At 69.9% G+C, this 24,317-nt stretch carries 24 protein-coding genes; 14 read left to right on the top strand and 10 right to left on the bottom strand.

The window, feature by feature from the left end:
- Positions 1–139: 139 nt before the first annotated feature.
- The 3 genes from AB0D04_RS08470 to AB0D04_RS08460 all read right to left on the bottom strand — a co-directional run bounded on the left by AB0D04_RS08470 (position 140) and on the right by AB0D04_RS08460 (position 4,237).
- On the bottom strand, positions 140–1,162 hold the full coding sequence (locus AB0D04_RS08470) for a hypothetical protein (RefSeq protein WP_362700720.1): 1,023 nt from the start codon (positions 1,160–1,162) through the stop codon (positions 140–142).
- Complete coding sequence (locus tag AB0D04_RS08465; protein WP_362700718.1) at positions 1,162–2,001, bottom strand: RNA polymerase sigma factor; 840 nt, start codon at positions 1,999–2,001, stop codon at positions 1,162–1,164. Before AB0D04_RS08465 ends, AB0D04_RS08470 begins: the two co-directional genes overlap by 1 nt.
- A 562-nt stretch (positions 2,002–2,563) precedes the next feature.
- The gene (locus tag AB0D04_RS08460; RefSeq protein ID WP_362700716.1) at positions 2,564–4,237 is read right to left on the bottom strand and encodes a glycoside hydrolase family 20 protein; all 1,674 of its coding nucleotides are present in this window, start codon (positions 4,235–4,237) and stop codon (positions 2,564–2,566) included.
- A 460-nt stretch (positions 4,238–4,697) separates the two neighbouring features.
- Here AB0D04_RS08460 and AB0D04_RS08455 point away from each other — a divergent pair, with 460 nt between their 5' ends.
- The 5 genes from AB0D04_RS08455 (at position 4,698) to AB0D04_RS08435 (ending at position 8,852) form a co-directional block, all read left to right on the top strand.
- A complete protein-coding gene (locus AB0D04_RS08455) occupies positions 4,698–5,222 on the top strand; it encodes a 2-oxo-4-hydroxy-4-carboxy-5-ureidoimidazoline decarboxylase (RefSeq protein WP_362700865.1) in 525 nt (174 codons plus the stop codon).
- 223 nt (positions 5,223–5,445) lie between these two features.
- Positions 5,446–5,826 carry a succinate dehydrogenase, cytochrome b556 subunit gene (gene sdhC, locus AB0D04_RS08450; protein ID WP_362700714.1) on the top strand — a complete coding sequence of 127 codons (381 nt, stop codon included), beginning with the start codon at positions 5,446–5,448 and terminating at the stop codon, positions 5,824–5,826.
- 9 nt (positions 5,827–5,835) lie between these two features.
- Positions 5,836–6,300, top strand: a complete 465-nt coding sequence (locus AB0D04_RS08445; protein ID WP_362700713.1) for a succinate dehydrogenase hydrophobic membrane anchor subunit — start codon at positions 5,836–5,838, stop codon at positions 6,298–6,300.
- A gap of 24 nt (positions 6,301–6,324) precedes the next feature.
- Positions 6,325–8,079, top strand: coding sequence for a succinate dehydrogenase flavoprotein subunit (gene sdhA, locus AB0D04_RS08440; protein ID WP_362700711.1), 1,755 nt, complete (start codon positions 6,325–6,327; stop codon positions 8,077–8,079).
- A complete protein-coding gene (locus tag AB0D04_RS08435) occupies positions 8,079–8,852 on the top strand; it encodes a succinate dehydrogenase iron-sulfur subunit (RefSeq protein ID WP_362700709.1) in 774 nt (257 codons plus the stop codon). The genes sdhA and AB0D04_RS08435 overlap by 1 nt, the downstream gene beginning before the upstream one ends.
- Here AB0D04_RS08435 and AB0D04_RS08430 read toward each other — a convergent pair.
- Positions 8,836–9,639, bottom strand: coding sequence for a hypothetical protein (locus AB0D04_RS08430; protein WP_362700708.1), 804 nt, complete (start codon positions 9,637–9,639; stop codon positions 8,836–8,838). The genes AB0D04_RS08435 and AB0D04_RS08430 overlap by 17 nt on opposite strands.
- 160 nt (positions 9,640–9,799) lie before the next feature.
- A complete protein-coding gene (locus tag AB0D04_RS08425; RefSeq protein ID WP_362700706.1) occupies positions 9,800–9,958 on the bottom strand; it encodes a hypothetical protein in 159 nt (52 codons plus the stop codon).
- Positions 9,959–10,005: 47 nt separating this feature from the next.
- Here AB0D04_RS08425 and AB0D04_RS08420 point away from each other — a divergent pair, with 47 nt between their 5' ends.
- The 5 genes from AB0D04_RS08420 to AB0D04_RS08400 are packed head-to-tail and all read left to right on the top strand — an operon-like array spanning position 10,006 to position 14,107.
- Positions 10,006–10,284, top strand: coding sequence for a hypothetical protein (locus AB0D04_RS08420; RefSeq protein WP_362700704.1), 279 nt, complete (start codon positions 10,006–10,008; stop codon positions 10,282–10,284).
- 23 nt (positions 10,285–10,307) lie between these two features.
- Positions 10,308–10,706, top strand: coding sequence for an IS200/IS605 family transposase (tnpA, locus tag AB0D04_RS08415; protein ID WP_362700703.1), 399 nt, complete (start codon positions 10,308–10,310; stop codon positions 10,704–10,706).
- Between the two features lie 12 nt (positions 10,707–10,718).
- Positions 10,719–11,963, top strand: a complete 1,245-nt coding sequence (locus AB0D04_RS08410) for a transposase (protein WP_362700701.1) — start codon at positions 10,719–10,721, stop codon at positions 11,961–11,963.
- A gap of 52 nt (positions 11,964–12,015) precedes the next feature.
- Positions 12,016–12,825 carry a TetR family transcriptional regulator gene (locus AB0D04_RS08405; RefSeq protein ID WP_362700699.1) on the top strand — a complete coding sequence of 270 codons (810 nt, stop codon included), beginning with the start codon at positions 12,016–12,018 and terminating at the stop codon, positions 12,823–12,825.
- A gap of 46 nt (positions 12,826–12,871) precedes the next feature.
- Positions 12,872–14,107, top strand: a complete 1,236-nt coding sequence (locus tag AB0D04_RS08400) for an alpha/beta hydrolase (RefSeq protein WP_362700697.1) — start codon at positions 12,872–12,874, stop codon at positions 14,105–14,107.
- A 90-nt stretch (positions 14,108–14,197) separates the two neighbouring features.
- Here AB0D04_RS08400 and AB0D04_RS08395 read toward each other — a convergent pair whose 3' ends face one another.
- The 4 genes from AB0D04_RS08395 to AB0D04_RS08380 form a co-directional block, all read right to left on the bottom strand.
- On the bottom strand, positions 14,198–15,385 hold the full coding sequence (locus tag AB0D04_RS08395) for a S8 family serine peptidase (protein WP_362700695.1): 1,188 nt from the start codon (positions 15,383–15,385) through the stop codon (positions 14,198–14,200).
- 115 nt (positions 15,386–15,500) lie between these two features.
- Positions 15,501–16,886 (bottom strand): hypothetical protein, encoded by a 1,386-nt coding sequence (locus AB0D04_RS08390; protein WP_362700693.1) that lies wholly within the window; start codon positions 16,884–16,886, stop codon positions 15,501–15,503.
- 96 nt (positions 16,887–16,982) lie between these two features.
- Positions 16,983–17,294 carry a hypothetical protein gene (locus AB0D04_RS08385; protein WP_362700691.1) on the bottom strand — a complete coding sequence of 104 codons (312 nt, stop codon included), beginning with the start codon at positions 17,292–17,294 and terminating at the stop codon, positions 16,983–16,985.
- Between the two features lie 250 nt (positions 17,295–17,544).
- Entirely contained in the window at positions 17,545–18,816 is a 1,272-nt protein-coding gene (locus tag AB0D04_RS08380) for a metallophosphoesterase (protein WP_362700689.1), read from the bottom strand.
- Between the two features lie 586 nt (positions 18,817–19,402).
- On the opposite strand from AB0D04_RS08380, the gene AB0D04_RS08375 reads away from it, so the two are divergent.
- From AB0D04_RS08375 to AB0D04_RS08360, 4 genes are all read left to right on the top strand, one after another.
- The gene (locus tag AB0D04_RS08375) at positions 19,403–20,500 is read left to right on the top strand and encodes a hypothetical protein (protein ID WP_362700687.1); all 1,098 of its coding nucleotides are present in this window, start codon (positions 19,403–19,405) and stop codon (positions 20,498–20,500) included.
- A gap of 103 nt (positions 20,501–20,603) precedes the next feature.
- Entirely contained in the window at positions 20,604–22,139 is a 1,536-nt protein-coding gene (locus AB0D04_RS08370) for an amino acid permease (RefSeq protein ID WP_362700685.1), read from the top strand.
- Complete coding sequence (locus AB0D04_RS08365; protein WP_362700683.1) at positions 22,136–23,536, top strand: glutamine synthetase family protein; 1,401 nt, start codon at positions 22,136–22,138, stop codon at positions 23,534–23,536. The genes AB0D04_RS08370 and AB0D04_RS08365 overlap by 4 nt, the downstream gene beginning before the upstream one ends.
- 86 nt (positions 23,537–23,622) lie before the next feature.
- The gene (locus AB0D04_RS08360) at positions 23,623–23,994 is read left to right on the top strand and encodes a hypothetical protein (RefSeq protein WP_362700682.1); all 372 of its coding nucleotides are present in this window, start codon (positions 23,623–23,625) and stop codon (positions 23,992–23,994) included.
- A gap of 6 nt (positions 23,995–24,000) precedes the next feature.
- Here AB0D04_RS08360 and AB0D04_RS08355 read toward each other — a convergent pair whose 3' ends face one another.
- Entirely contained in the window at positions 24,001–24,276 is a 276-nt protein-coding gene (locus AB0D04_RS08355; protein WP_362700680.1) for a hypothetical protein, read from the bottom strand.
- Between the last annotated feature and the right edge of the window lie 41 nt (positions 24,277–24,317).

The raw sequence follows: 24,317 nt of genomic DNA, 5'->3' as shown, positions 1-24,317 counted from the left end.
GGGCGCGGGCAGGGCCGGGGGAACGTGCCCCGCCCGCGCCGTGGGCGCGAAAGCCGTAGGTACGGGGGGGACCCCCGGCTCTCGCGCAGCCGATGACCAGTCGGCTTCACTCACTACTGCGCCGGTGGCGCAAAAAACGTCACACCTGGCCGGTAGCCGCCGTGCTCGGGGTGCCGGCGGTGGGGGTGGCCGTGCCGGCGGAGGGCGTGGGTGCGGGGGTGGAGGAGGAGGTGGGGGAGGCGGTGGGGCTCGGGGAGGTCGAGGGGTGCTCGTCGTCGTCCTCGTCGCTGCCCTGGCCGCCGCCGCTCTGGGTGTCGCCCGGCGCGCTGCCGACGGCGCCATCGTTGTCACCCTTGCTGCCGCCCTGGCCGACCAGGTATTTACGGCAGAAGCTCTGCACCTTTTCCGCGCCGCCGGCCGCGCGCTCCAGGCGGCGCCGGGTGTCGGCGTCCAGCGTGCCGGAGACGTACCCGCGGCACAGTGCCAGGACGAGCTTCTTGCGGCCGGCTTTGTCCGGCCGGGTTTGACCGGTGTCGCCCTTGCCGTTGCCGTTCTTGCCGCCGGTGCCGGGCGACTTGGTGCCGTGGGGGTTGCCGCCCCCGGTCGGTTTTTCGGTGGGGCGGGTCGTGCCGGGGCCGCGACTGGCGCCGGGGGACCGGGTGGTGGCGCCGTCGGTCTCGATGCCGGGTTCCCGGGAGGCGAAGGTGCCGGGGCTCTCGGCGGCGGAGACGCTGGCGCCGGGCTCGGGGGCACCGCCCTGGAAAGGGCTCGGCAGAACGCCCGTACCGGCCGCGACCGCGACGCCGCTGATCGCGCAGACCGCGAGGGCCACGGCGAAGCCGCGCCGGAAGGGGCGCGCGAGGCGGGTGCGTTCGGCGACGCCGCCGGGGCGGGTGGTGTGGACCGGGGAAACCCGGCCGGCTCCGATGCGGCGGCGCGGCCGCGCGCCGGAGCCGTGCTGGGCCCGGCGGAACGCGGCCACCGCGGCCGCCTCGCCGGGCAGCTCGGCACTCGGGGCCGGGCCCGCACCGACCGCCGCGGCGGCGTCGAGGAGCTGCTGGAGTTCGCGTGCGCCGTCGCCGTCCGGGGCACCGACCGGGTCGCCACGCAGCAATCGCTCCGCGGCGTCCTTGTCGAGCCACTCGTACGGTTCGTCGGCCATCACATGTCCTTCTGCGTTCGTGCGGCCGTTTCCGTCACACCCGGTACATACGATTCCGCCACGCCTTTGCGGCGTCTGCGGCCCTGGACGGGCACCCCGTCCACCGTGCCGCCACCCGTGCGCGGGCCGCGGGCGGACGGGCCGGCGGAGCCGTCTTCGCCCTGGTCCGCGGCGTCCTGAGCGGCGTCCCGAGCAGTATCTCGTACGGCGTCCTGGGGGGCTTCCTGCCGGGCGTCCTGAGCTACATCTCGTGCGGCGCCTTCGCCGTCGTCCGGCTCGTCCCCGATCAGTTCGGCGAGCTTGCGGAGCCCCCGGTGGGCCGCGGTGCGCACCGCTCCGGGGCGCTTGCCGAGCACCTGGGCGGCGCTCTTGGCGTCGAGTCCGACCACCACCCGCAGCACCACGGCCTCGGCCTGGTCCTGGGGCAGCCTGGCTATCAGCCGCAGGGTGCGGCCGGTGCCCAGGGCCTCGAGCGCCTCGCCCACGGTGTCGGACGGCGCGGGGGTGTCGGCCAGTTCGCTCTCGTCGCCGCCGATGACCGGGCGGCGGCCGCGCATCCGTATGTGGTCCAGGGCGCGGTTGCGGGCGATCCGGGCGGCCCAGCCGCGGAAGCGGTCCGCGTCGCCGCTGAAGCGGGCGAGGTCGCGGGTGATCTGGAGCCAGGCCTCCGAGGCGACGTCCTCGGCGTCCGGTTCGCCCACCAAGGTCCGTACATATCCCAGAAGTCGGGGATGTACGGCCCGGTAGACGGTACGGAACGCCGTCTCGTCACCGTCCTGTGCCGCCTGTACGGCAACCGTCAGCCGACTGTCGTCCGGCTGAATGTCGTCCCCTCGCACGGGTCCATCCTGTCGCACGCGGAATGTCCGCCGCCCGGTCCTTGCTGCTTTCTCGGTCCGATCAGCCGCTTCGCTGACCCCGGGTAACCCGGCTGTTCCAGGAGACCGTAACGCGTGTGACCACACGCTCCGAACCCGGGCCACCGCATGGAGCGACGACAGCGGGGGTGCCCGGACGGACATCGCGCCGCCCGGAGTGGCCCGCGTCCGCCGTTGCGGCCGCCGTGTGATGCGCGCACCGATCCATCGGGAACTCCTCGGGAACACAGCCGGTTCCTGGCCGCGCCCGCAGGTCTGACCAGTGCGCCTTCCGGCGCGAACCCGCACGTTACGGGCCTGCCCCGGCCCGCGTCCAGACCACTTGCCGCCCCACGGCCCGCACCCCGCGTGATGCCTGTGTGACGCTTTCACGCCGCCTGGCGCTGTATCGATTAGAGGTCCGCTACGGGCTTCTCGAGAACGACGGCCGGGGCCTCTCCTGTGGGGGGTGGCGGCCCCGGCCGTCCCTCGATTCACACCGGAATCTCACCCGGTTCCTTCCTGCCGGCCCTTATGCGCCGGATCACACCTGGTCGGCGAGCGCCGTGAAGCTCTGCCAGGACATCGCCGGTGTCCCCGGGTTCCAGGTCTTCTGCGCCAGCGCCGCCAGCGGCAGCCGGATCCCGGCCGCGACCTGCTGCGCCGTCTGGGCATGGGCGAGATCGCACCAGATCGCGAAGCGGGCGCCGGGAATCCGGTCGGGACCCGTCTGGCTGGTGGGCACCGCCACCGGGGAGGTGCCGCGCAGCACCCGCGGGGTCCAGCTGCGGTAGATCCGCTCGCCGGTCGGGTAGGTGAACTGGTTCGGCTCGCCGAGCACGTAGTAGAGGTACTCGTCGTTGAAGTTCATGACGGTGCGGCCCTCGCGCAGGAACGCCGCCGGGTCGCGCTTGCCGATCTCCTTGCCGGTCCAGTAGTCGACCGTCCGGTCCTTGTCGGCGGTGACCTTCCCGTCGGAGAAGAAGCCGTCGTTCCAGGCCTCGATGCGGTTCTTGCCCGCCGCCTTCACGGTCTTCTGCCGGTCGTTGAGCCAGCCGGTCGCCAGGTCCTCGATGGTGCCGCCGGACCCGTACTTCTCGCGCGCGGCCTGCGCCAGCTGCGGGTAGGTGACCTCCGGGTCGCGGGACATCAGCGCCTGGTACTCGTCGCCGCCCAGGTGCCAGTACGCATCGGCGCCCTTGGGGTTGGTGAACAGTGCCGCGTACTCGCGCAGCAGCGAGTCGATGAGCCGGGCGGACTTGGGCTTGGAGATGTCGATCGCGCCCTCGACCGTACGGCCCTCGGCATTGCGCAGCACGAGGTCCGGATAGTGCTCGAGGACGGCGCCCAGGTGGCCGGGCGAGTCGAGCTCCGGGACGACCGAGATGTGCCGGCTCTGCGCGACCTTGATCAGATGCCGCACCTGGTCCTTGGTCAGATGGTCCTCGGAGACGATCTCGGGGTGGGTATCGCTTTGGATACGGAATCCCTGGTCGTCGGAGAAGTGCAGTTGGAACTGGTTCAGCTTGAGGTCGCCGATCTCCTTGATGCGGGCCTCGATCCAGTCGGCGCTGAACGGCTTGCGGGCGTTGTCCAGCGACATACCGCGCTGCGGGCGGTCCGGGCGGTCCTTGATGGTGCCCTCGGGCAGGCCGCCGGCGGCACGTACGGCCTGCTTGACGGTGCGGGTGCCGTAGAAGATTCCGGCGTCGGTCGGGGCCGTCAGAGTGAGCCGGGTGCCGCGGGCGGTGAGGGTGTAGGCCTCGTCGGCGGTGCTGCGGGCGGCCGCGTTGTCCGGCCGGCTCCCCCCGTTCTTCCCCGTCAGCTTCACCTCGATATCACCTGGCCGTACGGTCTGGTCACCCCACACCACCCGCAGCCCGCCCAGATCTTGGGCCATGAGTTGCGCCTCGTCGGCGATGGTGCTTTCTTTCCCCGCGGGCACGACGATCCGGGCTCCCTTGGCCGGGCGCCAGCCGCGTCCGTCCGCCGGGGAGAAGTCGCGTACGGCCGGGATCACGCGTGGCGTGCCGGTGACCGCGGCCCAGGTGGGCGTGGGTGCCGGGCGTTCCTGGGTGCCCGTACTGCCCGGTGGCTGGGAGTCCGCGGCGCCGGAGCAGCCGGTGAGCGCCAGTGCCGAGACGAGCGCCGGGGCGAGCAGCCCGGCCGACCAGGCCGCCGGGGCCCTGCGTGACCTCGGGTGGGTCGGGTTCGACATCGTGCAATCCTCACTTTTCTGGGCGAAGGCATTGCCAGGTGTGCGGGGTCACCGTCCACTAAGTGCGCGAAATCTCTCTCATCCGGGTGAAATTCGCGCATCCATCGGACAGCGGTCGACAAGCGTCGTTAGCGTGGCGTTTCCCACCGTCACCCCCGTCCCAGGGGTCCCGGATTGCAGGCTTTTCGCCGGGGTGCCGTGTCGCATGCAGCGCCGCCACCACGCCCACCTCCACTTCCGTACGCGTCCGGCGTCCGTCCGGTTTCCCCTCCAGCTTCCGTCAGCCGTCCGTCCCGCACCCGCCGAAAGATCCATCCGAACCATCGCCGCCCGGTCCCGCCGCCGTCCAGACCCCGCCCGTATCCCTCCAGCCGCCCATCCGCCCGAGGAGCCCCCGCTGTCCGGTGACACATCGGCCGCCCGGCCGACGACGCTGCCCCCGTTGACCGCCCCGTGCGGCATACGTCCGCACGGCCGGGCCGGGCTGCCGCAGGGCCGGACGGCCGGCGTCGGGCTCGACCGGTTCAACACCGTGCCGCTCGACGATGTGGTGGCCGCGCTGCTGACCTGCTGCGGCTGCAGCCGCTGGGCCGAGCGGATCGCCGCGCACCGCCCGTACCCCGATCTGGATTCGCTGCTGGCCGCCTCCGACGAGGCCTGTTACGACCTCACCCCGGCCGAGGTGGACGAGGCGCTCGCCCGGGAGTCGGTCTCCCCGCACCCGCTGGCCGGTGCCCGCGGGCCCGGCACGCTCGCCGCGCACACCGCCCTGCGGGCCGCGCACGCCGAGTACGAGCGGCGCTTTCGGCATGTCTTCGTCATCTGCCTGGACGGCTACCGCGAGGACGAGCAGCTGGACCAGGTGCTCTGCGCCATCCGCACCCGGCTGGGCAACGAACCGGACGAGGAGCGGGCCGTCACCGCCGACGAACTGCGCCGGCTCACCCGCGGCAGGCTGGCGCGACTCGCCGCATCTCACCCGTGAGCCGCGGCGCCCCACAGGCGAAGTGCGGCTTCTTTCCCGTAACGTCCCGGTTGGTACTTGTGTGATAGCCCGTTGGTGGCTGTTTGATCACACCTAAGGACCCCCGCGCAAGGAACCGACAATGCGTCGCTACGATGTCGAAGGCCGGTGGACCGTACCCGGCCGGGCCGAACCGACAGAGAAGCCGGCGCGGCCCCAATCCCCGCTCCCGGAGGGTTTTTCCGTGCCGGCTGGAACGCTGTACCGCGGCCGGGAAGGCATGTGGTCCTGGGTGGCTCATCGAGTCACTGGCGTCCTCATCTTCTTCTTCCTGTTCGTACACGTCCTCGACACCGCTCTCGTCAGGGTCTCTCCCGAGGCCTACGACGACGTCGTTGCGACTTACAAGACACCTCTCGTCAACGTGATGGAGTACGGCCTGGTGGCCGCCATCCTCTTCCACGCACTCAATGGCCTGCGGGTCATCGCGGTCGACTTCTGGGCCAAGGGCCCGAAGTACCAGAAGCAGATGCTGTGGACCGTCATGGGTGTCTGGGTCGTGCTGATGGCCGGTGCCTTCTACCCCGTGCTGCAGCACACCCTGCGCACGCTGTTCGGGAGCTGATGACGCGAGATGTCTGCTGAAACGACTCCTGTGAACGACGCGTCCCTTTACGACGTGGACCACCCGGCTCCGGTGATCGAGCCGCCGCGCAAGCGCACCGGCAAGACCCCGAAGTCGACCCGGACCAACTTCGAGCTGTACGGCTGGCTGTTCATGCGGCTGTCCGGCATCGTCCTGGTCGTCCTGGTCCTGGGCCACCTGCTGATCCAGCTGATGCTGGACGGCGGCGTCTCCAAGATCGGCTTCGCGTTCGTGGCCGGCCGCTGGGCCTCGCCGTTCTGGCAGGCATGGGACCTGGTCATGCTGTGGCTCGCCATGCTGCACGGCGCCAACGGCCTGCGCACCGTCATCAACGACTACGCGCAGCGGGACAACACCCGCTTCTGGCTGAAGATGCTGCTCTACACCGCCACGGTGTTCACCGTCCTTCTGGGCACGCTGGTGATCTTCACCTTCGACCCGAACATCCGCTAGGCCCCGGGGCTGAGGTAACGACCAATGCAGATCCACAAGTACGACACCGTCATCGTCGGCGCCGGCGGCGCGGGCATGCGTGCGGCCATCGAGTCGACCAAGCGCAGCCGCACCGCGGTCCTGACGAAGCTCTACCCGACCCGCTCCCACACCGGCGCCGCACAGGGCGGCATGGCCGCCGCCCTCGCGAACGTCGAGGAGGACAACTGGGAGTGGCACACCTTCGACACGATCAAGGGCGGCGACTACCTGGTCGACCAGGACGCCGCCGAGATCCTCGCGAAGGAGGCCATCGACTCGGTCCTCGACCTCGAGAAGATGGGCCTGCCGTTCAACCGCACCCCGGACGGCACGATCGACCAGCGCCGCTTCGGCGGTCACTCCCGTAACCACGGTGAGGCCCCGGTCCGCCGGTCCTGCTACGCCTCGGACCGCACCGGCCACATGATCCTCCAGACGCTGTACCAGAACTGCGTCAAGGAGGGCGTGGAGTTCTTCAACGAGTTCTACGTGCTCGACCTGCTGCTCCAGGACGTCGACGGCGTCAAGAAGTCCGCGGGCGTCGTCGCGTACGAGCTGGCGACCGGCGAGATCCACGTCTTCCAGGCGAAGGCGATCATCTTCGCGTCCGGCGGCACCGGCAAGTTCTTCAAGGTGACCTCCAACGCGCACACCCTGACCGGTGACGGCCAGGCCGCCGCCTACCGCCGCGGGCTGCCGCTGGAGGACATGGAGTTCTTCCAGTTCCACCCGACGGGCATCTGGCGCATGGGCATCCTGCTGACGGAGGGCGCCCGTGGTGAGGGCGGCATCCTCCGTAACAAGGACGGCGAGCGCTTCATGGAGAAGTACGCGCCGGTCATGAAGGACCTTGCCTCGCGTGACGTCGTCTCCCGCTCCATCTACACGGAGATCCGGGAAGGCCGCGGCTGCGGTCCGGAGGGCGACCACGTCTACCTGGACCTGACGCACCTCCCGCCGGAGCAGCTGGACGCCAAGCTGCCCGACATCACCGAGTTCGCGCGGACCTACCTCGGTATCGAGCCGTACACGGACCCGATCCCGATCCAGCCGACCGCGCACTACGCCATGGGCGGCATCCCGACCAACGTCGAGGGCGAGGTGCTGTCCGACAACACCACCGTCGTGCCGGGCCTGTACGCCGCCGGCGAGGTCGCCTGTGTCTCCGTCCACGGCGCCAACCGCCTGGGTACCAACTCCCTCCTGGACATCAATGTCTTCGGCCGCCGGGCCGGCATCGCGGCCGCGGAGTACTCGGCCACGGCCGACTACGTCGAGCTGCCCGAGGACCCGGCGCAGCTCGTCGCCGACCAGGTGGAGCGGCTGCGTACCTCCACCGGCACCGAGCGGGTGGCGGAGCTGCGCAAGGAGCTCCAGGAGTGCATGGACGCCAATGTGATGGTGTTCCGCACCGAGCAGACGATCAAGACGGCCGTCGAGAAGATCGCCGAGCTGCGCGAGCGGTACCTGAACGTGTCCATCCAGGACAAGGGCAAGCGGTTCAACACCGACCTGCTGGAGGCCGTCGAGCTGGGCAACCTGCTCGACCTGGCCGAGGTCATGGCGGTGTCCGCACTGGCCCGCAAGGAGTCCCGCGGCGGTCACTACCGCGAGGACTACCCCAACCGCGACGACGTCAACTTCATGCGGCACACCATGGCGTACCGCGAGGTGGGCGCAGACGGCGCCGAGTCGATCCGCCTCGACTACAAGCCGGTCGTGCAGACCCGCTACCAGCCGATGGAGCGTAAGTACTGATGAGCACCCCGACTGTGGACAAGCACTCCGCGGCGCTGGATGCGGCCGAGGACGGCGCATCCCACATGATCACGGTCACCTTCCGGATCCGCCGGTTCAACCCGGAGGTCTCGGAGGACGCCGGCTGGGAGGACTTCCAGCTGGAGATCGACCCCAAGGAGCGCGTCCTGGACGCCCTCCACAAGATCAAGTGGGACCAGGACGGTTCGCTGACCTTCCGGCGTTCCTGCGCCCACGGCATCTGCGGCTCCGACGCCATGCGCATCAACGGCCGTAACCGCCTGGCCTGCAAGACGCTGATCAAGGACATCAACCCCGAGAAGCCGATCACCGTCGAGGCCATCAAGGGCCTGACGGTGCTGAAGGACCTTGTCGTCGACATGGAGCCCTTCTTCCAGGCGTACCGGGACGTGATGCCGTTCCTGATCACCACCGGAAACGAGCCGACCCGCGAGCGCCGGCAGTCCGCCGAGGACCGCGAGCGCTTCGACGACACCACCAAGTGCATCCTGTGCGCCGCCTGCACGTCCTCGTGCCCGGTGTTCTGGAACGACGGCCAGTACTTCGGCCCGGCGGCGATCGTCAACGCGCACCGCTTCATCTTCGACAGCCGTGACGAGGGTGGCGAGCAGCGGCTCGAGATCCTCAACGACAAGGACGGCGTCTGGCGCTGCCGGACGACCTTCAACTGCACGGACGCCTGCCCGCGCGGTATCGAGGTCACCAAGGCGATTCAGGAGGTGAAGCGAGCGCTGATCACGCGCCGCTTCTGAGCCTCGCCCCTATGAGGGCCGGTACGTCCCTGAGGGCCTCGCTTCCGTACGAACGGAGGCGGGGCCCTTCGGCGTTCCCGGGTAACGGCGTCTCCGTTCCCGCCGCCGGATAGACCAGCACCGGCGGCAGTTCGTCGTCCGCCAGCGCCACCGGGTCGTCCCGGCAGAAGTACGAGGGGACGAAGACCAGCCCCCGGCCCTCCAGATGCAGGTCCCGCTCCACCGGGTAGCCGACCTCCAGCACCGGTGGCCGCCACCGCATCACCGGCCCGAACGTCCGCAGCATCGCCTCCGCCCCGGCCTCGCCCAGGGCATGCCGGCGCAGCGCCCGGTCCCTGCCGACCCGTTCGGCGATCCGCGGCCAGCCCGGTGCGATGGCGTGGTGGTGGTAGGTGCGCAGGCTGCGGGCGAGATGGCGCAGCGCGGCCGGTTCGCCCGCCGCGATGTCGCGCGTCCAGCCCGGCAGCGCCCGCTGTCCGGCCAGTACGGTCAGCTCGACGCGCAGCCGCGCGCGCGGGGTGCTCATCACGGCCTCCAGGCCCGGCTCGACGCCGTCCGAGGCGGCGGGCGGGGTGAGGAAATCCGGGAAGTAGCCGTGCTGCGGGACCAGCGGGAACAGGGTGCGCAGCGGTCCCGGGCCATGGCGCACCGCATGCCGGCGCCAGGCGGCCAGCGCGGGCTCGGCCCGGCTCTCGCGCAGGGCGTGCAGGCTCAGGACGGTCTCCCACAGCGGGTCGGCCCCCTCTGCCACTCTCGTACGGGCCAGGTCCTGCGTGGTGAAGTGCACTCGGAGCACGTCATCCCCCGGTGTTCGGGATCCCCGGTGTCCGGGGCCCGCCGCTCCCCCCGAGCGGCGTGCACACGAGGATCCGTCCGCCGGTGGCTTGCCGCAAGCGAGACACGCGGGCGGGGTGGTTGAAAGTTGACCGAGTGGTGCGGGTGACCGGTCAGGCCGACCGCAGCGCCATCATGGCCAGCGCCTCGTCCTGGGCCGACCGCTCCCGCATGACCTGCACATACGCCCCGAGCATGGCCCGGCGCCGCTCCAACTCGGCTATTTCTGCGTCGAGTTGGGCCATTTGCCGGCCCAGGCGGCGCTCGCACATTCCCCGGACACCACCGCCGACCTGCTGGGCACGCAGCCCCGGCCCTGGTGATCACCGCGGCACAGGCACCGCTCGTTCACCCGTCCAACTCCCGCTATTTGGCCGACCACATTCCCGGCGCCGAATACGCCGAAATCGCCACCACCCATCTGCCGATGCTGGAGCGCCCCAAGGAGGGGCAGGCCCTGATCGAGGAATTCCTCACCGGCACCGACCGCGACGCCCGTCTGAGCCGCGCGACGTGTCCCCGATCGGACTTCTCGGGCACGGCCCCTCGGTTTCAGTCGTGGGGGAAGCCGTGCTCTCGCAGCCCATCCATTAGATAGCGATGCGCTGTATACTGATCGTTATGGTCGCCACCTTGCGCACGAACAGCACCATCGCGTTCCGGTGCGCCTTTCACGTGGTGTGGTGCCCGAAGTACCGGCGACGCGTCCTCGGCGGACGGATCGACGCACGGCTGAAACAGATCATCCGCGAGGTGATCGACGAGAAGGGCGCGTGGCTGATTCAGTTGGAGGTCATGCCCGACCACGTCCACCTGCTGGTCGAAGTAGACCCGCAGTACGGAATCCACCGCCTCGTGAAGGCCATCAAGGGCCGCTCCTCCCGCGTGCTGCGTGAGGAATACCCGGCGCTGAAGTCCCGCCTGCCCACGCTGTGGACCAACTCCTACTTCGTCGCCACCGTCGGCGAAGCACCGCTGGACGTCGTGAAGAAGTACGTCGAAGACCAGAAGAACCGCTGAGGGGAGGGAACCATGCTGACCGGACGCAAGTACCGCGCCTACTTGGAGCAGAATCAGGCCGAGTACGCCGAGACCATCGGCGGCGCCTGCCGGTCGGTATGGAACACCGGACTCGAACAGCGCCGCGGCTACCGGAGGCGTGGCGCGTGGATCAACTACCGCGAGCAGGCCCGGGAACTCGCGGAGGCCAAGAGAGAGCACACTTGGCTCAAGCTGGTTCCGGGCCACTGTCTCCAGCAGACCCTCATGGACCTGGACAAGGCGTGCCGCACCCACGGTACGTGGAAGGTCAACTGGCGTGGCAAGGGCGGCAAGCACTTCTGGTCCCCGGCCTTCCGGTTCCCCGAGGGCAACAAGATCCGCGTGGAGCGGATCGGGCGGAAGTGGGGGCGGGCGAAACTTCCGAAGATCGGCTGGGTGAAATTCCGCTGGTCCCGCCCGCTCGGTGGCGCCGTGCGCAGCGCGACGCTGAAGCGCGACGGGAGGCACTGGTACCTGTCCTTCCTCGTGGAGACCGGCAAGCCCGAGCCGACCGTGTCCCTTGCGCGGGGTCGGGTGGGTATCGACCGTGGCGTGGCGGTGGCAGTAGCTACGTCGGACGGCAGGTTCTTCGACCGGGAGTTCCTGACTCCTGGCGAGCGCCAGCGGCTCCTCCGCCTGGAACGCCAGCGCAACCGGTGCCAGCAGCGCTCCAAGCGTCGGGAGGCCGTGAAGGCGAAGATCCGTGTCATCCGGCGCAGGGAGCGTGACCGCCGTGCGGCCTTCCACGCGCAGACCGCCGCCGCTGTGGTGCACGGTAACGGCCTGGTCGTGCTGGAAGCCCTGAACGCGAGGGGTATGACCGCCAGTGCGAAGGGCACCGTCGCGGAGCCCGGCACGAACGTTGCGCAGAAGGCCGGCCTGAACAGAGCCATCCTGGACAAGGGCTGGCACAGTCTCGAACTTGCTGTACGGAACGTTGCCCGCCGTATGGGCGTGACCGTACGTACCGTCAACCCCGCCTACACCAGTCAGACGTGCCCCGCGTGCGAGATGGTGGACGCGGACTCTCGCGAGAGCCAAGCGAAGTTCGTGTGCACCGCCTGCGGACGCCGCGAGCACGCCGACACCGTGGGTGCGAAGAACACACTGGCCCGGGGACATTCGGGTCACAGGGCGTGGAGACCTCGGGGCTGCCCGGTCCGTGAAGCGTCAACCAGCGTGAACCCGCAAGGTATTAACGCTCCAGCCGTTGAGGTTGGAATCCCCCGGCTTTAGCCGTGGGGAGGATCGTCAATAGGGTCATCGGCGTGGACGGGACGACGACACAATGAGCAGCAGTGACGAGGTGCCGACGGCGGAAAACCCGCGCAAGTCCGGTGCCGGGCTGGGCAAGCTGGGTGGCAACCCCGCCACCAAGAGCGAGCAGACCCGGCGGCTGATCCTGGAGACCGCACTGCGCCTCTTCCGGGAGCGGGGCTACGACAAGACCACCATGCGGGCCATCGCCCAGGAGGCCGGGGTCTCCGTCGGCAACGCGTACTACTACTTCGCGTCCAAGGAGCACCTGGTCCAGGGCTTCTACGACCAGATGGCCGAGGAGCACACGGCTGCCGTGCAGGACGTCCTCGCCCGGGAGACCGGACTGGCGCGGCGGCTGCGCGGGGTGCTGCTGGCCTGGCTGGACATCGCCGAGCCGTACCACGAATTCGCCGCCCAGTTCTTCAAGAACGCCGCCGACCCGGCCAGCCCGCTCAGCCCCTTCTCCGACGCGTCCGAGGGCCCCCGGGAGGCCGTGATCGACCTGCACCGCCGCCTTCTGGCCGGCGCCGACATCAAGGCGGACCCCGAACTCGCCGCCCAGCTCCCCCGGTTGCTCTGGCTTCAGCAAATGGGCCTGGTTCTCTACTGGGTCCACGACCGCTCCGAGAACTGCACCCGCAGCCGCGCCCTGGTGGAACGCACGTCACCCCTGGTCGCCCGCGCCATCGCGGCCTCGCGCTTCCGCGTACTGCGCCCTCTGGTGCGTGAAGTGACGGACGTGTTGAGCGAGTTCCTGCTTCCGGCCGGGCAGCGCGCCGCCTCCTCGGGGCGCCGCGCCCGACCGGCGAACCCTGAGAACGTCACCGACAACTCATGACTTTCGTCGGTACCGGGCGTGACCGGCCCGTACCTACGCTTGGATCATGAACCGATTCCGCCGTAGTGCAACCGTTTTGGCCGCTCTGACGCTGGCCGTGACGCTCCCGCTGCCGATCGCCGCGGCCGGCGCTGCCGTCGCCGCACCGCCGTCCCCCGCCACCGCTTCGGCCCCCGTTTCCCCCTCCGTCCAGCTCGAGCTCCCGCGCCCCACCGGTCCGTACGCGATCGGGCGCGACACCCTGCATCTCGTCGACGCCTCGCGCCGGGATCCGTGGGTGCCGTCCGCCGGCGCACGCGAGCTGATGGTGTCGATGTACTACCCGGCGCGCCATGGCAGCGGTGGCGCCACCGCACCCTACATGACCACCAAGGAGGCCCAACTCCTCCTGGAGAAACAGAAGTTGGGCAAGGAATTCCCGCCCGAGCTGCTCTCCGGCACCCGTACGCACGCCCACACCTCCGCCCGCCCCCTGGTCGGCAAACACCCCCTGGTGGTCCTCTCCCCGGGCTTCACCCTCAACCGCGCCACGCTGACCCTCCTCTCGGAGGAACTGGCGTCCCGCGGCTATGTCGTGGCCCTTCTCGACCACGCCTATGAATCCTTCGGTACGGCGTTCCCCTGCGGCCGCACCCTCACCTGCGTCGCCTGCGACGCGGTGGAGAACGCCCCGAGGCAGGAGGCCGCGAAGAAGCTGATGGCCAAGGTCGCCGATGGCCGCGCGGCCGATATCTCCTTCGCGATCGATGAACTGACCGGCCGACGCCACGGCGCCGCGCACTCCCCCGCCGGGAAGTACGCGCGCATAATCGACCCCCGTCGCATCGGAGCGGCCGGGCATTCCATCGGCGGCAACAGCGCGGCCGCCGCCATGGCGGGCGATCGGCGCATCCGCGCCGGGGTGAACATGGACGGCACCTTCTTCTCCCCCGTCCCCCGCGGCGGCCTCGACGGACGCCCGTTCCTGATGCTCGGCAGCAAGGCCGGCCACTCCCCCGATTCCGAGGACACCAGCTGGCCGGAGGACTGGCAGAAGCTGGACGGCTGGAAGCGCTGGCTGACCGTGGCAGACGCCGGCCACTTCACCTTCATCGACCTGCCCGTCCTCGGGGCGCAGGTCGGGGTGTCGGATCCCTCGGCCCCGCTCTCCGGCAAGCGGTCCGGCGAGATCACCCGGGACTATGTGGGTGCTTTCTTCGACCAGCAGCTGCGGGGTGTGCACCGGCCGTTGCTGGACGGGCCGACGGCCGGGAACCCGGAGGTCATCTTCAACTCACCCTGAGAACACCACTGCCGCCCGTGTCCGACACGGGCGGCAGCGTGAGGGCTTGCGCTTCAGCGTCTGCGCCCCGTCAACGGCTTCGGACCGGGCTCAGCCCCAGGCCTGGCCGTTTGCGCCCTTACGGCGGCGGACGACGATGACGGCAACGACGATTCCGATGACGACCAGCGCACCTACGCCGATGCCGCCGTAGAGCATGGCCGTCTTGGCCGTCTTCTTGGCGCCCGCCGGCGGGTCGGCGTCGGACGCGCCGGCGTCCAGCTTCGATGACGCCTTGTCCTTGGGCATCGGCAGCGGGCCCTCCTTCGAGCCCGGCGCGATGTCCTTCCGCAGCGCCGGGCCGGGCTGGATGTAGCCGTAGCCGTAGTGCTCGTCCGGCAGCTTGAGGTGCTTGTCCTTCTCGTCCTGCGCCAGGCCGGCCGTCTTCACCAGACGGTTGGCGAGCTGGCCGGGCGTGAGGTCGGGGAACTTCTCCTTGAGGAGGGCCACCAGGCCGGAGACGTAGGCGGTGGCCTGCGAGCTGCCCTGCGTGGTCCGGTAACCCGAGTCGCTCTTGCCGTCGGCAACCGGGATCTTCACCCCGGGCGCGAGCAGATCCGTGTCGGAGTTGTAGTTGTTGAACTCGGCCGCCTTGCCGAACTCGTCGACCGCACCCACGCCGATCACCCCGGGGCAGCCCACCGGATATTGCTTGTCGGTCACGGCGTCGTTACCCACGCCGGACACCACCACTGCGCCCTTCGAGAGGGCGTAGTTGATGGAGTCGCACTGGTCGCCGCCCTCAATCCCGGCGTAGGACATGTTCAGGACATTGGCGCCATGGTCCACGGCCCAGCGGGTGGCCTGGGCGCTCTTGCCGAAGGACGGGATGGGGAGGATCTTGGCGCCGGGCGCCAGCCCCTTGACGCCTTCAGAGCCGCCCGGACCGTGCCCGTGTCCCGCGATGATCGAGGCCATGGCGGTGCCGTGGTCACGAATGTCCTTCTCGTGCTCCTCGAGGTGTTTCGCACCCTCGGCCTCGGCTTCCTTGCCGAATTCCGGTTCCGGCAGGAGCTGCCCCTTCAGGTCCTGGTGGGTCTCCCGGAAGCCACTGTCGATCACGGCCACCGTCACGCCCTTCCCGGTGGCCTCCTTCCACAGCTGCTCGGCCCCGAACGCCTCCAACGGCCACTGACTCTTACGCGCTTGGTCTGCGGAGGCAGTGCCGCTTGCGGTGAACAGCAGCGCTCCGGTCAGCGCAGCACCCACCGTCGCGCCCAGTGTTCGGGTGACCCTCATCCTTGGCTCCTTGTCGCTGTGCTGTCCGGACGGCAGTGTTCCATTCGCAGACTGGCCCCGCACCCTCGGGTGCGGGGCCAGTCCCTACAAGCCGCCGTACGACGATGTCATCCGTCTACTCGATGACGCGTGGCACCACATTCCGCTGCGGAGTCCACGTCTCTTCGTCCTCCACCAGGTAGTCGGGACGCTGCTGGCCGCCGCGCTCCTTCTGGTTGTCCTTGCCCTTTGCTCCAGGGGCGCCCATGCCCGCCTGCTTGCCGCCACGGCTGCGGTGCAGACCCGAGCCGCCCTGCTTGGCGCCGCCGGCGGGGCCACCGGGCTTGCCGGCCATGCCGCCACGGGTACGCGCCTGCGCACCGCTGCGTCCTGCCGTGCCCGCCGCGCCGCCCTTGGCACCGCTCGCGGCGCCGGAGCCCGGCATGCCGCCACGCATACCGCCGGCACCGGGCGCACCACGCCCGCCACCGGGCCGCAGGCCGCCTCCCGGCACGCCCAGGGGACCCGGCGGCATCACGGGAACGCCCAGGCCGTCGCCCGGACCATGTCCGCCACGGGGCGGGCCGCCCTGGTATCCACCGGAAACCGGCGGCGGGGCCATGGTGTTGCCCTGCAGGCCGTCGAGCCCGGTGTGCACCGGCAGGTCCGGCCGGTTGACCTTGGGGCCGTCGAAACCGGGAGGGACGGCTCCGCCACCCACGCCATTGGGCGCGTGCGGTGTGACCGCGGACGGGTCCGGGTGGGCCCTGTCGTTCGTATCGGGCATGCGCACCGGGTGCGGATTCGGGGGGCCGGCGGGCTCCTTCGGCCAGTCGCCGTGGAGGCCGTCGTCGCCGCTCTCGACGAAGCCACCGGTGTGCTGGCTGTAGTGATGGGCCAGCTCATCCATCACGATGACCGCCTCGACCTGGCGCTCCTTGCTCAGGGACAGTTTGTCCCGGTTGAGGTCGAGCGCCTGGCGGGCGTCCATGTTCGGGTTCGCCATGTCCCGGTGGAACTGGGCGTCGTCGCCTTCCTTGTCCTTGAACTTGTCCCAGTTGCCCGGGTCATGGATCTTGGACATGGCCTTCTGGGACTGGCGAAGGTTGTGCGCGAGGCCGATCTCCGGACCCGAATCGCGCGAACCGATCAGCGACGTCTCGGTTCTCCGAGCATGCCGGTAGGTCCTGTCGATCTTGCCGAGCACCTTGAGGGCTTCCCTGCGGAACGCATCGGCCGCCGAGCCTTCCCAGTGCGCCGACGCGTGATCGACGGCATCCATGAACTTCTTACGGATGCCACTGTGCCCGTCCGGCCCCCCGAGCAGATCGGCGGACTTACGCCAGTGATCGCCGGCGGTCTCGAGCGTCTCGGGGTTGGCGTTCGCGATCATCTTCCGGAGCGCGTTGATGCCGTGGTGGTGAAAGTCGGAAGGAGAGTGCGGAGTGAGGCGCTGGCCCTTGAACGACTTCAGCCGTTCTTCTCGCTTGTGCTGGTCCTCCTCCTCGCGATGCTTCTGCATCGCCTGAGCATTGTGGTACTCCTCCGCCGCGCTAACCACGTCGGCCCCCCTTCATCCTCGTCCCTCACGATCTCGTCCCTGCGGCGCCGTGGCAGGTCAGCCGTTCATCGAGGCCTTGGTCTGGTGATCCTGGTCCTCGTAGGCGCCGCGGCTCGCCTCCGTCTTCCCGCTGAACTGGTGGGTGAGGTGGTTGAGCGCCTTGATGACGTCCGTCAGGTACGTCTGCATGCGGTCATGCGCATGGGAGAGTTCCTCGGCCTCACCGAAATCGACACCGAATGCCGACTTCGGGATGTTCGTGCCGTACTCCACCTTCTGGCTGGTTTCATCCATATCGCCCTGAAGGTGCCTGAGCTGACGCACCACACCGTCCAGCTCATCGAGATCAACCTTGAAATGCTTGCCCATGACCACTCTCCCCGTAACCGCACGCCGTGCCGGGCCCCCGTCGCATCACCTGCCACGCCAACCCGTCCCACTGTCACGGTAGGGGCAGCACACAACGTAAAGACAATCAAGAATACGAAGTTGATGGCCGAAACAGCAAGATCGTAAGTCGTGATCTGTCCGATTCAGGGCACAATGCGACCGCACTTTGTAGACAGTCCGTTACCAAGTACCCGCGCGATACGTCATTACCCCTTCCGGGGCCCACGAACTACGCCCGCATCGAGGCAAGTTCGACGATGGTGACGTCCGGCGGCGCCCCCACTCGCACCGGCGGCCCCCAGGCACCCGCCCCTCGCGTGACATACAGCTGGGTGTCGCCGTAGCGCGCCAGGCCCGCGACGGTGGGATTGGTGGCCGCGGCGAGGTAGGTGACGGGCCACATCTGGCCGCCGTGGGTGTGGCCGGAGAGCTGCAGATCGACGCCGTGTCGGACGGTGTCGTGGATGGTGACGGGCTGGTGCGCCAGCAGGACGACGGCGCGGGTCGTGTCCCGTCCGCCGAGAGCCCGCCTGTAGTCCGGGCCCGCATGCTCGCTCTCGCCCGCCAGGTCGTTGATCCCCGCGAGGTCGAAACCGGGGAGTTCGGTGCGCGCATTTTCCAGTGGGTGCACACCCAATTCCCGTACGTAATCGACCCATTGGGCCGCCCCCGAGTAATACTCGTGATTTCCGGTGACGAAGTACGCCCCCTGCCGGGATTGCAGTTCGCGCAGCGGCTCGGCGGCCGGGCCGAGGTCGGGGACGCTGCCGTCCACCAGGTCGCCGACGATGGCCACCAGATCGGGGCTGGTCCGGTTGATCGTGTCGACGATGCGCCGGGTGTGGGCGCGGCCCAGGACCGGGCTCAGGTGGATGTCACTGACGACGGCGATACGGAAGCCGTGCGCGGCGCGCGGCAGTTTGGCGAGCGGGACGGTGACCCGTTTGACGCGGGGCCCGCGGAGGGTTGTCGCGGCGCCGTAGCCGACGGTGGCCACGGCGGCGAGGGACGCACCGGCCGCGACCGCCCGCGCGACGAAGAGCCGGCGGGGCGGGGCGGGGAGCGGCTGCGTGGCGGGGGTATCGGGCGGGAGGAGCGTGGCGGGCGAGGGCGCGGACGACGGGGAGGGCTCGGACGCGGGCGCCGTGACAGGAGCCACGGCCGGCGCGGTCCGCGCCCCGGCCCCCCGCTCCCGGACCGCCCGCAGCCACACCCCCCGTACAACCTCTCCCACCAGCAACGCCAGCACCAGATAGAGCACCAGCGCCAGCCACAGATAACCGGGCCAGGCCAGCACCTGCTGGAGGGCGAACGGTGCGCCAAGGCGCCCGGCGAGCAGTGCGGCGAGGGCAATGACCGGGAGGGCGAAGGCGGCGACGGTGCCCGTACGGCGGACCCGGCTGCCCGGCGCGGTCGTGTCGCGGACCAGGCGGCACCACAGATAGCGGTGCACCCCGCCGAACACCCCAAGGACCGGGACCAAGATCAAGGCGAAGATCACGCCAACTCCCAGGCTGGTGCGCGCCTGCCGACCCGGCACGCTGTAGCGCCCAACGGTAAGCGAGCCGCGGGAAGCCACCGGGGAAACGAAGGGAATCGCAGGGACGCAAAGGGGGCCGGCGGCGGAAATTCCGGCCGGCCCGGCGGAGGAGAGCTTTCACGTCGGACACGGCGGCACCTCCACCAAGCAGTGGAATATTAAACAGTTGACAGGGAGACGCCCCTGTGAGGAATGGTCGGCCGGGTAAGCGTCACCAAGAGGCACCCGGGCAATGGCAGCCATCCGAAATCCGGGCTCTGGGAATCCGTCCGCCATCTGCTACATTCCAGCGGCGCAACCCTGAACCCCCCACACCGGGTCGCCAACTCCCGGTTCCTGTCTAGGAATTCAATGTCGTTGCATCCCCATGCGGCGGAGCTGGACTCCGCCGGAATACGGCGTCACACCATGACGCCGTCCCGCTTACCCGACCGCGCCGGATCCGCGTTATGGGCCCATTGCCTGTGCCATTGCCAGTGCCATTGCCAGTGCCATTGCCAGTGCCATTGCCAGTACCTTTGCCTTCGCCCGTGCCGCGAGCCCGCCCATGCGCCCCCTGTATAACCCGGCCGGCCTCGACGACGACCTGCGAGTAGCGCTGGTCGAGCTGCAAGCGGGCCGTTGGAAGGCCGCACAGAATCTGTTACGCGATACGGGCGCGCAATGGGCGCTGCGGACCTCCCGCACACAGATGCTCGCCGTTGCCGCCGCCCGCTCCGATGTGGTCGATGTCTGGCTCGCCGAGGAGCCGGAAAGCTATGACGCGCTGGTGATGCATGCGCGGGTTTCCGCCGAACGTGCCCTGCGTGCGCACCGCCGGCAGCACGCCGCCGGCGCCGCGGGGTTCGACGACAAGGCGCGGCAGGCGGCGCTGCGGGCCGCGCGCTGGTCGTCGCGGGACCCCGTGCCGTGGATATGCCTGCTCGCCCTGGCGCAGACCGACGGGCGCCAGCAGCGGCCCGAGCACCGCGAGTGGTCGGCCGAGCCGATGCTGCCGAGTGGCCCCTGGGGGCTGCTGCACCAGATCCACCAGCGCGACCCCTGCAACCGCGAGGCCTACCACCGGGTCCTGCAGTTCCTCCTCTCGCGCGATGTGCCGCGGTCCGCGTCCCTCGCCGCGGTCTTCGACTTCGGGCGATGGGTGGCGTCGTGGTCGCCATACGACTCGCCGCTGCTGCTGTTGCCGGCGTATGCGCAGATCGAGCAGGCCCGTCAGCAGCGGGCCGCGGGCCGGGCCGACCCCCTGTGGCGGCGTACGTGGACGGACGAGCCCACCTTTACGTACACGCTCAAGGCCTTCCACGGGTGGTTCCGGACGGCGGATCCGGCACTGCGTTCGCTGACCGACCTCCATCATCTGGCCTTTGCGCTGTGGGTGAGCCACCAGTTCCTGGAGGCGGCCGAGGTGTTCGAGGCGATGGGCCCCTACGCGGCGCGCGAACCCTGGCTCTCCGTCAGCGGGGAGCCGACAGGGCCGGACGGCGGTGAGGCGTTGTTTCTACGGTCCCAGAGAGAGTCGATGTCCTTCGCGCGCACACACGCGGACCGCACGCACGCGGACCGCACCCACGCGGACCACACGTACGCCCACCCCACGCACGCATACCCCACGCAGGCGAACCGCCCCCCACCTGCCCATCCTTAGCCTCTGACCTCAACTCCACCTCTGCCAAGCCAAGTTCATAGCCCGACCCCCAACCTCACCCCCCATCCCCCCACACCCCCTCCCATCCCCTGGAGGTTGTTCAGTGTTCCGCAAAAACCCGCCGCGCCGTCCCCACGGCACTGCGGCGGATGATGTGTACCTGCGCGAGCTCGGTTACGAGCCGGTGCTGACCCGCCGTATGGGTCCGTTCGGCAACTTCGCCATCAGTTTCTCCGTCATCAGCGTCCTGTCCGGGTGCATGACCCTGTACGGCTTCGGGCTGAACACGGGCGGGCCGGCCGTGATGATGTGGGGCTGGGTCGCGGTCGGCTTCATGGTGATGTTCGTCGGCGCCGGACTGGCCGAGGTGACCTCCGCCTATCCGACCTCCGGCGCGCTGTACTTCCAGGCGGAACAGCTCGGCGGCCGCAAGTTCGGCTGGTACACCGGCTGGCTCAATCTCCTCGGGCTGCTCGGTGCGATCGCCGGTATCGACTACGGGGCCGCGCTGTTCACCGGCGCCTTCCTGAACCTGCAGTTCGGGTTCACGCCGACCGAGGGCAAGACCTTGGTGATCTACCTGATCATCCTCGCCCTGCATGCGACCCTGAACCTGTTCGGGGTCCGGCTGGTCAGCATTCTCAACAGCATCAGCGTCTGGTGGCATCTCGCCGGCGTCACCGTGATCGTCGGCGTACTGGCCCTGGTGCCCGCGCACCACCAGTCCCCGGGCTTTGTCTTCGGCCACTTCGTCAATGACACCGGCTGGTCCAGCCCGCTCTACGTCACCCTGCTCGGCCTGCTGCTCGCGCAGTACACCTTCTGCGGCTACGACGCCTCGGCGCATCTGTCCGAAGAGACCACCAATGCGCAGGTGTCCGCGGCCCGCGGCATCATGCGGGCGATCGGCTGGTCGTGGGTGGCCGGCTTCATCCTGCTGGGCGGGCTCACCTTCGCCATCCAGGATTACGCGGGAACGGTGGGCACGGCGACGGCGGTTCCGCCCGCCCAGATCTTCCTGGACGCGCTCGGGGCGGGCGGCGCCAAGGCGCTGCTGCTGATCGTGATCGCCGCCCAGCTGTTCTGCGGCAACGCCGAGACGGCCGCGGCCTCCCGGATGGTGTTCGCCTTCAGCCGGGACGGCGCGCTGCCGGGCTCGCGGCTGTGGCGGCGGGTGCACTCGCGCACCGGCACCCCGCGCAACGCCGTATGGCTGGCCGTCTGCGTCGCCGCCGTACTCGCCCTGCCGAGCCTCTACAGCCCGACCGCCTACGCGGCGATCACCAGCATCAACGTCATCGGCATCACCCCCGCCTACGCCATCCCGATCTATCTCCGCGTGCGGAACCGCAACAAGTTCCGCCCCGGCCCGTGGAATCTGGGCCGGTGGGGAGTGCCGGTCGGCTGTGTCGCGGTGACCTGGGTGGTGTTCGTGACCGTGCTGTTCTGTCTGCCGCAGAGCCGCCCGGACAACGGCGCGCTGTTCTCCGTCGAGACCTTCAACTACGCGCCGGTCGCGCTGCTGTGCGTCCTCCTGCTGGCCTGGATCTGGTGGCGGGTCGCCGGACGGCGCTCCTATGAGGTGCCCGCCCATGACTTCGACCGCTCGGCGGACCGCTTCGAGGAGGAAGTCGTATGACCGACGACGCCGATGCTCCCGACGCCCCCGAGGACCCCGGCCCCGCCGGCCGCCTCACCCTCTCCCGGCTCCGGGCGCTGGCCGACGCCGGCCGCATCGACACGGTGCTGCTGGCCCTCCCCGACCTCCAGGGACGGCTGAAGGGCAAGCGCTACGACGTCCGGCACTTCCTCGGGCGCATCGCCCGCGGCGGCGCCGAGATGTGTGCGTATGTGCTGGCCACGGACGTCGACATGAACCCCGTGGACGGCTTCGCGCTGGCGTCGTGGGAGACCGGCTACCAGGATCTGGAGGTGCGCCCGGACCTGGCGACGCTGCGCACCGTGCCGTGGATACCGCGCACGGCTCTCGTCCTCGCCGATGCCTACGGGCCCGGTGGCGAGGCCGTCGCCGTGGCACCGCGGCAGATGCTGCGCCGGCAGCTGGACCGCCTGGCCGAGCGGCACGGACTGCACCTCAAGGCCGGCGTGGAGACCGAATTCGTCCTCTACCAGGGCACCTACGAGGCGGCGGCCGAGCGCGGCCACCAGGGGCTGCGGCCGCTGACCACGGAGAACCTGGACTACGCGCTGGACCACTCCCCGGCCGCGGAGCGGTTCTTCGGCCGCCTCCAGTCCCTGCTCGCCGGCGCCGGGCTCCCGGTGGAGGCCGTCAAGACCGAGTCGGCCGGCGGCCAGGTGGAGGTGACCTTCCCCTACGGGGACCCGCTCGCCGCCTGCGACGGACACCTGGTCTTCAAGCACGCCGTACGGACCCTGGGCACGCGGGCCGGTCTGGCCCCCACCTTCATGGCGGCCCCGGAGACCGGCGTGGCCAGCGGCCTGCACCTCCATGTGTCGCTGTGGCAGGACGGCGGCGGCAACGCGGTCGCCGACGACGGCGGCGGACTGACCCCTGTGGCCGAACACGCCATCGCCGGCCTGCTCGACGCCCTCCCTCAGCTGGCCCCGCTCTACGCCCCGAACACCAACTCCTACAAGCGCTTCGCCCCCGGCTCGTTCGCGCCCGTCACCTTCACCTGGGGTGACGACAACCGCACCTGCGCCGTCCGCGTCGTGGGCCACGGCGCGGGCCGCCACCTGGAGATCCGCGTACCGGGCGCCGACGCCAACCCGTATCTGGCCCTGACCGCCGCGGTCACCGCCATCGGCCACGGCCTCGACCGGCGCCTGCCACCCGTACCGGCCCAGACCGCGAACGCCTACGACGCCGACGGCACCCCCGTACCGGCCACCTTGGAGCAGGCGCAGGCGGCCTTCCGGGACAGCGCCCTTGCCCGGGAGGCGCTCGGCGCGGGGGTGGTGGAGCACTATGCCCACCTGGCCCGGATCGAGATCGGCCATCACCGGCGGACGGTCACCGATGCGGAGCGGCGGCGGTGGCTGGCACGCGCATGAGCCGTCGGCAGCGGGCGGTCCAACCGCACGGTGCGGCCGGGGAGTTGGCGCACCGGGCGGTTGCGGCGCCTGCATAATGGCGTGCCATGACGAGGTTTGACGGTGCCCGGGTCGAGTTCTGCCAGGAAGAGTGGGGTGCGGACGGCACGCACGGTCTCACCCTCGCGGTCTGGGGGCGGACCGCCGAGGGACGATGGCTCACCGGAGCCGACGCGCGGCGCTCGTTGGCCGGCCTCGAGGACATCGATCTGCTGGCGGAGAACTGCGGCTGTCTGTTCGTCAGCGAGGACGGCAGGCAGGACGCGGCCGACCTGCTGGCCACGGCGTTCCCGGGCGCCGATGTCCGCTGCTACGAAGCGGACGAAGAACCCGGGCAACAGCTCGGGGCGACGGGTGCGTCCCCGCTCTGGGAGCACGAGGTCACCTGGGACCCGTGCGAGAACTGCACGATGGCGTGACGCCGGTCACTCGTCCGGGGTCGTCGACGACGCGGCCTGCGCCGCCTCCCGCCGCAACGCGCGCACTCCGCGGAACCCGATGATGCCGATCGCCGTCCCCAAGAGAAAGGACGTCACCGCCAGCAGCAGGTGCACCCAGAAGTAGGCGGTCGGGTCGCCTGCGTCGTTGAAGGCGAGGCCGCTGCCGTCCTTCACCAGATTCTTGACGAAAGTGATCCAGATGAACCAGCTCCACACCCCGAAGGCGAGCAGGAACCAGGACACGGGGCGGGAGAGCTTCATGGGTTCCAGTATGGGCAGGGGCTCCATCCGGCGGTCGGGTG

Origin of the sequence: Streptomyces sp. NPDC048483, assembly GCF_040651455.1 — a bacterium.
Classification (GTDB): Bacteria; Actinomycetota; Actinomycetes; order Streptomycetales; family Streptomycetaceae; genus Streptomyces.
Note: the sequence above shows the minus strand (reverse complement) of the source record. Positions and strands in the feature narration are given on the sequence as shown.